Source organism: Kitasatospora sp. NPDC054795 (assembly GCF_053611565.1).
Genome location: NZ_JBSHAP010000007.1, coordinates 37,742 through 45,692 on the forward strand (window position 1 = coordinate 37,742; position 7,951 = coordinate 45,692).

The following is a 7,951-nucleotide window of genomic DNA, read 5'->3' on the forward strand; positions in this document are numbered from 1 at the left end:
GAAAACGATTGTCGATCGTGTCCGCACATTCGCTACCGTGTGCGATCGACGAAGGGGAGTGGATCACCGTGGGGACGACGCGCAACACCCGTGCGGCCGGGGCCGTACTGGCGATGGCTCTGGTCGTGGCCGGGGCGGCGGCCTGCGAGGGCGGCGGGGGCGGCGAGGGGAAGACCGGCGCGAGCACGGCGGCAGCCACGCCGCCGCAGCCGTTCGGCGCGAACGGCTACCGGGGACTGCAGCTGTCGATGACCAAGGACGAGGTGCTCGCCGCCGGGGCCCTGGAGCCGTCGCCGGTCTCGGTGCTGAACGGCTGCACCGACTACGCGTACAAGGGCGGCCCGGCACCGGACCCGGTCCGGATGGCGAACGAGGCGGAGGTCCACGCGAAGGCCGGCAAGGCGCTGGCCAGGATGGACGAGATGAGGGCGAAGCGGAAGACGATCCCGCCGCTGGCGGCCGGGGCCTCGCTGAAGGAACTGCAGGAGCACAGCGCGCGACTCCAGGAGCAGCTCCAGCAGGATGCCGTCGAACAGAAGGAGTTCGCCGAGCTCCAGAAGGACCTGGACCTCGTCACGCCCGCCCGCAAGGCCCGGGACGAGGCCCTCAGGGCCACCGGCCGGGTCAATTTCGGCACCGAGGGCCTGCGCCAGGTGGTGGCGCCCGCGGACGCCCGGACCGCGGAGGGCGTCGGCGCGGGTTCGACGGAGGAGGAGCTCAAGCGGGCCTACGAGGGCAAGGAGCTCAAGCCGACCAAGGGCGGCACGTACGAACTCCCGGCCGAGAGCGGCAGCGGCGGCCCGGACTGGTTCTACGAGTTCACCGTGGCCGACGGCAAGGTGACCGGCCTCGCCCTGGTCAAGCACAACACCTACTGTTCCTGAGAGCTCAATTGTGGATCATGGTCGTGGCCCCGGTACGGTGATCGCCGGTACGACCAAGGGGGATTGCGACATGGGAAAGACGCGCAGGTCGATGCGTGCGGTAGGGGTCGGCGTCTCGGTGGCGCTGCTCGCCGTCGGGGCGGCGGCCTGTTCCACCGGTTCCTCCGACAAGGGGAAGGACGGCACGGCCAAGGCCCAGGCCGCCACCGGGGAGCCCACGGCGGCGCCCACGCCGAAGGCGCCCGAGGCCTTCGCGGCAGCCGGGTACCGGGGGCTGAAGCCGGGGATGGCCAAGGACACCGGGCTGGCCACCGGGGCCCTGGAGAGCGCACCGGTCTCGCTGCTCGAAGGCTGCACGGACTTCGTCTACAAGGGCGGCCCGGCACCGGACCAGGCCCGGATGGCCGCCGAGGCGGTCACCGAGGCCCGGTACAAGGACCTGAACGCCAAGGCCGACGCGGCCGGCGGGAAGGCGCCCGCCCCGGAGGGCACCCTGCCGCCGAACGCCTCCGCCAAGGACGCGGCGGCCGCCGCCGCGGGCTCGGCCGCCGGGGCCGCGGACTCGGCCGCTGCCGCCAAGCTGATCGCCGACTCGACGATGGCCCTGGTCGACCTGAGGGTGGCGAAGGAGGCCAAGGAAGCGGCGTACCTGGCCACCGGCCGGGTCTCCTTCGCGGCGACGGGCCTGCGCGAGCTGGTCGCCCCGGCGGAGGCGAAGACGGCCGAGGGCATCGGCGCCGGTTCCACCCTGGAGGCGCTCCAGCAGGCGTACGGCGCCAAGGGCCTCCAGCTGGCCAAGAGCGGCAAGTACGTGCTGCCGGTCGAGGGGCAGCAGGGCTGGCAGTACGAGTTCACCGTGGACGGCGCGAAGGTCACCGGGATGGCCGTGGTGAACCGCGACATCAAGTGCGCCTGACGGCCTGACGGCCTGACCGGTCGGCCGCGAAGATCCCCGGCGTCACGGTGGTCGACCCGGTGACCGACGCCGCCGGCCGCCCCGGCGTCGCGATCGCACGACGGGACGGTGGTGGGAAGGTCGAGTTCCAGTGGATCTTCGACCGCGCTGATTACGCCTTCCTCGGCGAACGCACCGTCGCCGTGGCCGACGGCGCGACCTTCAAGAAAGGCGACGTCACCGGCCAGATGGCCGTCCTCGTCCGCGCCGTCGTCGACCAGCCCGGCACCCGCCCCTGACGGGGACCTGAGGGTGAGGCGCGCGCCCGGGCGCGGGAAGTCGGCCCGGCCGACTTCCCGCGCAGGGCGGCGCGTTGGAAGGAGACCGGGCCCGGCACCTACCCGGGCGGGAGAGGCATGGCTCTCATCCGCCGAGCGCCACGGTGGACGGTGCCTGCCGCCCGCGCAGGGCCGCGCGGGCCCGGGCGATGCCGCCGGGGGTGGCGGGGGCTCCGCTGCCGACGGCGACGGTTCTCGCGCCCAGGCCGGCGCAGGCGCGGCAGATCCCCGGTTGGGGCACCGGGTCGTGGCAGCGGCCGCACTCGGCGTACGGCGTCGGTGGGGGTGCTTCGGGGCGTTCCGGTGGCAGCTTGCGTTGCAGCCGGTCCCGGAGGATCGCCGTGGGGGAGTGCATCGGCTGCGGCAGGCCGGGGAGCAGGGCTTGGGCCAACTCGGCGTCACCGCAGCCTCGTTCCAGCCACTGCGCGACGAGCGGAGCCAGCGTCCGCGCCTCGGCGTCGCCGAGGCGCAGACGGGGTTCGGGCCGGATCACCCGGAACAGGGTGGCCACGGCGGCCCGCGTCCGTTCATCCGGGAGGGTGGGTTCTTGCCCCGGGTCCTTTACGGAAGGGGTGACAGGGCGGCCGGCCCCTCCCTCGCCGGAGTCCGGGCGGGGGACAGCCGGTCGGGGGTGCGGGGTGTCGAAGACGTGGGCCTCGGACCGGACCGTTCCGTCGGGCATCCGGACCCTGTCGACCCGGTAGTACCCGGCGTCCTTCAGTTCTTTGAGCGCCCGCCGGACGGCGCCCCGCCCCTGCGGACTGCTGTCCGCCATCTGCCGCCCGTCCTCCCGCCACCCGTCGGGGCGGGAGAGGAGGTCGGCGAGGAGGCCACGAGCGGTGTAGCTCAGCCGCCGGTCCTGCAACAGGCCGTTGGGAAGAACGGTGAACGCGCGCACGTGCGCGCTACGATGAATCTGCATTGGGAGTCGTTGCTCCTGGTGCCCGACCCCGGGGTGTCTCACCACCGCCGGGGTCTTCTATGTTCTGTTGATGATGCGGAAAGTAGCACAGTGACTACACGCAGTGCGAACTGTTTGCGATACCGCAGGGTCGGATGGGAAGCGGCTGACTGGCGCGTGGCCGGGGCGGTCAGGAACGCCGAGCGAGCCGATGCGGGCCGAGGAAATAGGACAGGGCGGCATGTGACGGCCCGTCAACGACCCCGCCGCTCGTCAGGAGCCTCACAACTTCGCTTTCGGGTACCCACTCCACGCGGGTCGCCTCGGACACATCCTCGGGCTCGCCGACCCTGGTGCATTCCGTGACGTGGTAGGCGTGGAAGTGGGCGTCGCCGATGCCGGCCATGGCGTCGTACTCGGTCAACAGCTCGACCCGGCCGGGACGCCAGCCGGTCTCCTCCTCGACCTCGCGGACGATGGCCGCCGCCGGCTCCTCGCCGGGCTCGGCCCATCCGGCCGGCACCTCCCAGCCCCAGTGGCCGGTGATGAACCGGTGCCGGTAGAGGAGGAGGAACTCGCCGGCCTCGTCGGTGACGACGGCGGTGGTCGAGGCGCGGGGGTAGCGGACGACATGGTGGTCGATCCGGCCGACACCGGGGATCTCGACGTCATCGAGCCAGACCTCGACCCACGGGCTCCCGTAGACCTGCCGACGACCGAACACCTCCCATTCCACGAACAGCCCCTCCCTCACACGCGCACCAGTTGAGTTCCCGACTCTCTCACGCGTGCGGCGAGCTCCCGTACAGGCCTCTCGGCCGACCACGGTGACAGGGATTCCTGGAGCGCTCGGGCGCGCAGGACGATCGGCTGGATGATGCTCGCCCGTGCCAGGTCGAGGGCGGAGTGTGCCGTGGCACACGCGGCTTCGAAGTCGCCTTGGGCGAGCCGCACCTCGGCGAGGTCGAAGGTGAGGACGGCCCTCCCCTTGAGATCGGCAACTGACCGGCGGCCGATGGCGGTCTCAAGCAGGCGGCTGGCAGCGTCATGCTCGCCGAGGTGTGCGTATGTCTCGCCGGCGAGACCGTCCAGCCGTGGCGCGGTGAAGAAGTCGAGGCCGCCGATCGTGCCGTCCTCCGCGAGGTCGAGGTCATGCGCGGCTTGGTCGAGCGCGGCCAGCGCTGCGGTCCGGTCACCGCCTGCGGCAAGCACACGAGCGAGATTGGCAGTGATCCAGGCACGACGACGGGGAGCTGCGGTCTCGCCGTGCGCCGCGGCCTGCCGAAGGAGCATGGCAGCGGTATCGCGCCGCCCGGCCGTGTACTCGACGATGCTCTGCATGGTGAGGAGCCACGCGGTGAGATCATCTGCTTCCCCCTCACCTGCAGCGACGGCACCGAGACCGACACCGGCGAACTCCTCGAAGCCCTCGGCGTCTTCGACGTCCCCGCCTCCCTCACCGACACCGAACTCACCGTCGTCGACCACTTCCTGACCGCCATCGACGCCATGGGCGGCATCCGACCCGGCCACCACCACGGCCTCCACCGCTGGTTCACCACCGGCAACCTCACCGCCGCCTACCTCTCCCTCGCCGCCGCCCGCCCCCTCCCCCGCACCGGAAACCCCGCCACCTACTGGACCACCCTCGTCACCGCCGGCGAACTCCTCACCACCACCCCCAACCCCGACACCCGCCTCACATACGCCCTCACCCACTGCCGCACCCAAGCCACCACCCGCCCGTAAGCGCGGGAAGTGGTGGTGCACATGGCGTTGCCGCTTCGGCTGGGCCGAAGCGGCAACGGATGAGGCGACATGAGTGCTGCTCAGCTGTGGTTTCGGCGGGCCTGGCCAAGCTTGGCCGGGGCCGCCGTGGAGCGTGCCGGTTTCAGCTCTCCCCGCACAGGAAGTCGCCTGGTCGACTTCCTGTGCGCAAGGCGGGCCGGCGCGGCGTCACATCCGGGATCTCAGCACGTCGACCTCGCAGCCCGGCGCGAAGGGGTCGAAGCCGTGCTCGATCAGCCAGCGAACCGCCAGCAGACTTCGCAACGAGCACCACGCGCGGATCACGTCGAGGTCGACGTCGGTGCCGTACCCGGCGATGACGTCGTCGAGGTGCTCCTCGTGTCCGAGCGTGAAGGTGGCGAGGTCGTACAGGGCGTCACCCCGGCCCGCCTCGGACCAGTCGATGATGCCGGTGACCTCGCCGCCGTCGACGAACACGTGCGCGACCTGCAGGTCGCCGTGGGTGAACGCCGGAGTCCACGGCCGGAACGCGGCCTCGGCGACCTCGCGGTTGCGGGTGACCACGTCGGCGGGCAGGACGCCGTTCGACACGAGCGCCTCGCACTCGTCGTCGAGTTCCGCCGTCAGCGCGACGACACTCCGGCCGGCCCGGCCGGGCCTGGGCGGCAGCGGCGCGTCGTGCAGCTTCCGGATGGCGGCGCCCGCCGCGGCCCACTCCGCCGGTGACCCGGTCGACGGCCCGCCGAGGCGCCCGAGGGTCCTCCCCGGCAGCGCGGCGATCGCGAGCACGGGCGGCTTGCGCCACAGGACCTTCGGGGTCGGGACCGGCGCGAGGGACATCGCCTCGACCTCGACGTCGATGCGCGCCTGATCGGCGTCCACCTTCAGGAACACATCTCCGACGCGCAGGGTCGCGCGCTCGGAATGGGCGACGACGACCGTGACCTCATCCATGGGCGACCAGTATCCCGGGAACGGCCGCCGACGTCGCCGGGTTTGTCATGTGCGACGACGCGGCCGACCGCTGCCCGCCACCCGGCGGCCTCTCGCACCGCACCGCACCGGAAGTCGGCCCCGCCGACTTCCCACGCGCACCACGGGCACCACGGGCCAGTGCAGCGGTATGGCTTGGCGTCGTGTTCGTCGCAGGCCAGGACGAAGGTGGCGCTCGACGATGCCGGCGAAGGGAACACCCGCGCCGCACGACATACTCCCGGCGGATTACTCCAGTACCTCGCGGGGGCTACGAACGACACCGGAGTGTTTACATCCATGAGCTGATTCGACGCGGAGCTGCGGAACCTAGCGTCGATCCCATGAAACGCAATCGCCGTACCAGCGCTGTCGCGGTGCTGACGCTCGCCGCCCTCGTCACCGGAACCGGCGCCGGGTTCGCCGCCACGACCACACCGTCGGCCACACCGGTGGCCACGCACGCGTTCGACACCGCACCGGCCACGGCCACCGCGCCCACGCGGTCCTTCCAAGGCACGCTCCCCGCGCCGACCGGCCCCTACGCCGCCGGCGAGGACGTCATCCACCTCACCGACGCGAACCGTCCCGACCCGTGGGTGCCGTCGTCCGGCCCCCGCCAACTGACCGTCACGATGGTCTACCCGGCCGTCCCCGGAACCGGCACCCCGGCCCCTTACATGACCCTCGCCGAGGCAGCCGGAGCCATCCGGTTCCGGGGGATGCCGGCGAGCTCCGGCGTCACCCCACAGAACCTTTCCGGCGTCACCACTCACGCCTTCGACGGCGCGCGGCCGCAGCGCGGCAAGTATCCGCTGGTGCTCCTCTCACCCGGGTTCGAGAACCAGCGCACGACGCTCACCTCGCTCGCGACCGACCTGGCCAGTCACGGCTACGTCGTCGCGCTCGTCGGCCACACCTACGAGGACAGCGGCGAGACGCTGGCGAACGGCCAGACACCGACGTGCGCGATCTGCCACAACCCGGCGCTCGACTTCGACTCCGTCGCCGCCAGCCGCGCGCTGGACATGTCCTTCGTGATCGACCGGTTGACGCACGGCAATACCGCGTGGCCCCTGGCGCACCTCATCGACAAGCACGAGATCGGCACGGCCGGACACTCCATCGGCGGAGCGGCGGCCGCCGCCACGATGATCGCCGACCCGCGAGTACGGGCCGGAGTGAACATGGACGGCTCCTTCCACCCGGCCCCGATGCCCGGCCAAATCAACCGGCCGTTCCTCATGCTGGGTACGGTCGACAACCACCCGGTCGGCGGCCACGACACCTCGTGGGGGCAGGCCTGGGCCGCCCTCGGCGGCTACAAGAAGTGGCTGACGGTCACCGGCGCCGACCACACCAGCTTCACCGACCTGGACCTGCTTCTGGAGGAGGCCGGGTTCCCGGCGCCGGGGCCCCTCTCCCCGGAACGCGGGGTGGTGATCACCCGCGAGTACGTGACAGCGTTCTTCGACCGGACGCTGAAGGGGATCCACAGTCCGCTGCTGGACGGCCCCTCGCCGAACAATCCGGAAGTACTCTTCCAGGACTAGCGGCGCCATCGACACGGTTGAGCCGGCCGGCGTGTTCGGGGGTGTGGTGGATCGACCTCCCCCACCGAACACTACTGCTGCCGCCCGGCGTTCACCATACCGGCGGGTTGGGAGCCGGCAGTGCCCCCTCGACCCCGGTGCACCAGCGCCCACGGCCTGACACCCGACCACCTCGCACAGGAAGCCGGCCCCGCCGACTTCCTGCTCACCCCCACCGGTCCCCCATGATGATGATCATGACTGATGAACCCCTGTCCGTGTCCTTCGCCGAGCTGCGCAGCTCGTTCGACGTCGTACTCCGTCATATGGAAGCCGCTGCGGCGGACGACGCCGTCGCCCTGGACAACGACTACTTCTGGTCCATCCCCCCGAACGACCTCTACAACGTGACCCGGACGCCGGACGAACTCACCATCGGACAGCTCTCGGAATCCTGGCAGCACCTGCGGGACGTAGTCGCCGACCCGGACCGCGCACTGAGCCACCACCTGACCTGGCTCGCCGACGTCCTCCGGGCCATCGCCCACGAGCACCCGGCATAACCCCCTCCCGCCCCGGGGGGGGGGGGGGGCGCCGGCCGCTAGGCCCCGCCCCGCACCCCCCCCAAAACAAGCACCCCCCCCCGGCCGGGCGCCCGCCCCCCCCCCAGGAGGTGTGGG

Annotated in this window: 10 protein-coding genes; 6 read left to right on the forward strand and 4 right to left on the reverse strand. The window is 71.7% G+C overall.

The features are described 5' to 3' along the window. The first annotated feature begins 68 nt into the window (after window positions 1-68). The 3 genes from ACWGJO_RS04195 (at window position 69) to ACWGJO_RS04205 (ending at window position 2,078) form a co-directional block, all read left to right on the forward strand. Window positions 69-884, forward strand: a complete 816-nt coding sequence (locus ACWGJO_RS04195; protein WP_452182047.1) for a hypothetical protein — start codon at window positions 69-71, stop codon at window positions 882-884. A 70-nt stretch (window positions 885-954) separates the two neighbouring features. Continuing rightward, window positions 955-1,800: a hypothetical protein gene (locus tag ACWGJO_RS04200; RefSeq protein WP_452182048.1), complete on the forward strand. Its 846-nt coding sequence runs from the start codon at window positions 955-957 to the stop codon at window positions 1,798-1,800. Window positions 1,801-1,859: 59 nt separating this feature from the next. Next, window positions 1,860-2,078 (forward strand): hypothetical protein, encoded by a 219-nt coding sequence (locus tag ACWGJO_RS04205; protein WP_452182049.1) that lies wholly within the window; start codon window positions 1,860-1,862, stop codon window positions 2,076-2,078. Between the two features lie 124 nt (window positions 2,079-2,202). On the opposite strand, the gene ACWGJO_RS04210 is transcribed toward ACWGJO_RS04205, so the two are convergent. The 3 genes from ACWGJO_RS04210 to ACWGJO_RS04220 all read right to left on the reverse strand — a co-directional run bounded on the left by ACWGJO_RS04210 (window position 2,203) and on the right by ACWGJO_RS04220 (window position 4,551). Further along, window positions 2,203-3,039 (reverse strand): hypothetical protein, encoded by an 837-nt coding sequence (locus ACWGJO_RS04210; protein WP_452182050.1) that lies wholly within the window; start codon window positions 3,037-3,039, stop codon window positions 2,203-2,205. Window positions 3,040-3,208: 169 nt separating this feature from the next. Continuing rightward, window positions 3,209-3,754 (reverse strand): NUDIX hydrolase, encoded by a 546-nt coding sequence (locus ACWGJO_RS04215; protein ID WP_452182051.1) that lies wholly within the window; start codon window positions 3,752-3,754, stop codon window positions 3,209-3,211. A 14-nt stretch (window positions 3,755-3,768) separates the two neighbouring features. After that, a complete protein-coding gene (locus ACWGJO_RS04220; RefSeq protein ID WP_452182052.1) occupies window positions 3,769-4,551 on the reverse strand; it encodes a hypothetical protein in 783 nt (260 codons plus the stop codon). On the opposite strand from ACWGJO_RS04220, the gene ACWGJO_RS04225 reads away from it, so the two are divergent. Further along, window positions 4,528-4,767 carry a hypothetical protein gene (locus ACWGJO_RS04225; RefSeq protein WP_452182053.1) on the forward strand — a complete coding sequence of 80 codons (240 nt, stop codon included), beginning with the start codon at window positions 4,528-4,530 and terminating at the stop codon, window positions 4,765-4,767. The two genes, ACWGJO_RS04220 and ACWGJO_RS04225, sit on opposite strands and share 24 nt — an antisense overlap. 207 nt (window positions 4,768-4,974) lie before the next feature. Here the strand turns inward: ACWGJO_RS04225 and ACWGJO_RS04230 are convergent, their stop codons facing one another. Beyond that, window positions 4,975-5,721, reverse strand: a complete 747-nt coding sequence (locus tag ACWGJO_RS04230) for a phosphotransferase family protein (RefSeq protein WP_452182054.1) — start codon at window positions 5,719-5,721, stop codon at window positions 4,975-4,977. A gap of 362 nt (window positions 5,722-6,083) precedes the next feature. Here ACWGJO_RS04230 and ACWGJO_RS04235 point away from each other — a divergent pair, with 362 nt between their 5' ends. Continuing rightward, window positions 6,084-7,292: an alpha/beta hydrolase family protein gene (locus tag ACWGJO_RS04235; RefSeq protein WP_452182055.1), complete on the forward strand. Its 1,209-nt coding sequence runs from the start codon at window positions 6,084-6,086 to the stop codon at window positions 7,290-7,292. A 236-nt stretch (window positions 7,293-7,528) separates the two neighbouring features. Continuing rightward, on the forward strand, window positions 7,529-7,834 hold the full coding sequence (locus ACWGJO_RS04240; RefSeq protein ID WP_452182056.1) for a hypothetical protein: 306 nt from the start codon (window positions 7,529-7,531) through the stop codon (window positions 7,832-7,834). Window positions 7,835-7,951: the final 117 nt, after the last annotated feature.

Coding starts and splice junctions, on each gene's coding strand:
- ACWGJO_RS04200 (WP_452182048.1), top strand. CDS start 955: ATGGGAAAGACGCGCAGGTCGATGCGTGCGGTAGGGGTCGGCGTCTCG.
- ACWGJO_RS04210 (WP_452182050.1), bottom strand. CDS start 3,039: ATGCAGATTCATCGTAGCGCGCACGTGCGCGCGTTCACCGTTCTTCCC.
- ACWGJO_RS04225 (WP_452182053.1), top strand. CDS start 4,528: ATGGGCGGCATCCGACCCGGCCACCACCACGGCCTCCACCGCTGGTTC.
- ACWGJO_RS04230 (WP_452182054.1), bottom strand. CDS start 5,721: ATGGATGAGGTCACGGTCGTCGTCGCCCATTCCGAGCGCGCGACCCTG.
- ACWGJO_RS04235 (WP_452182055.1), top strand. CDS start 6,084: ATGAAACGCAATCGCCGTACCAGCGCTGTCGCGGTGCTGACGCTCGCC.
- ACWGJO_RS04240 (WP_452182056.1), top strand. CDS start 7,529: ATGACTGATGAACCCCTGTCCGTGTCCTTCGCCGAGCTGCGCAGCTCG.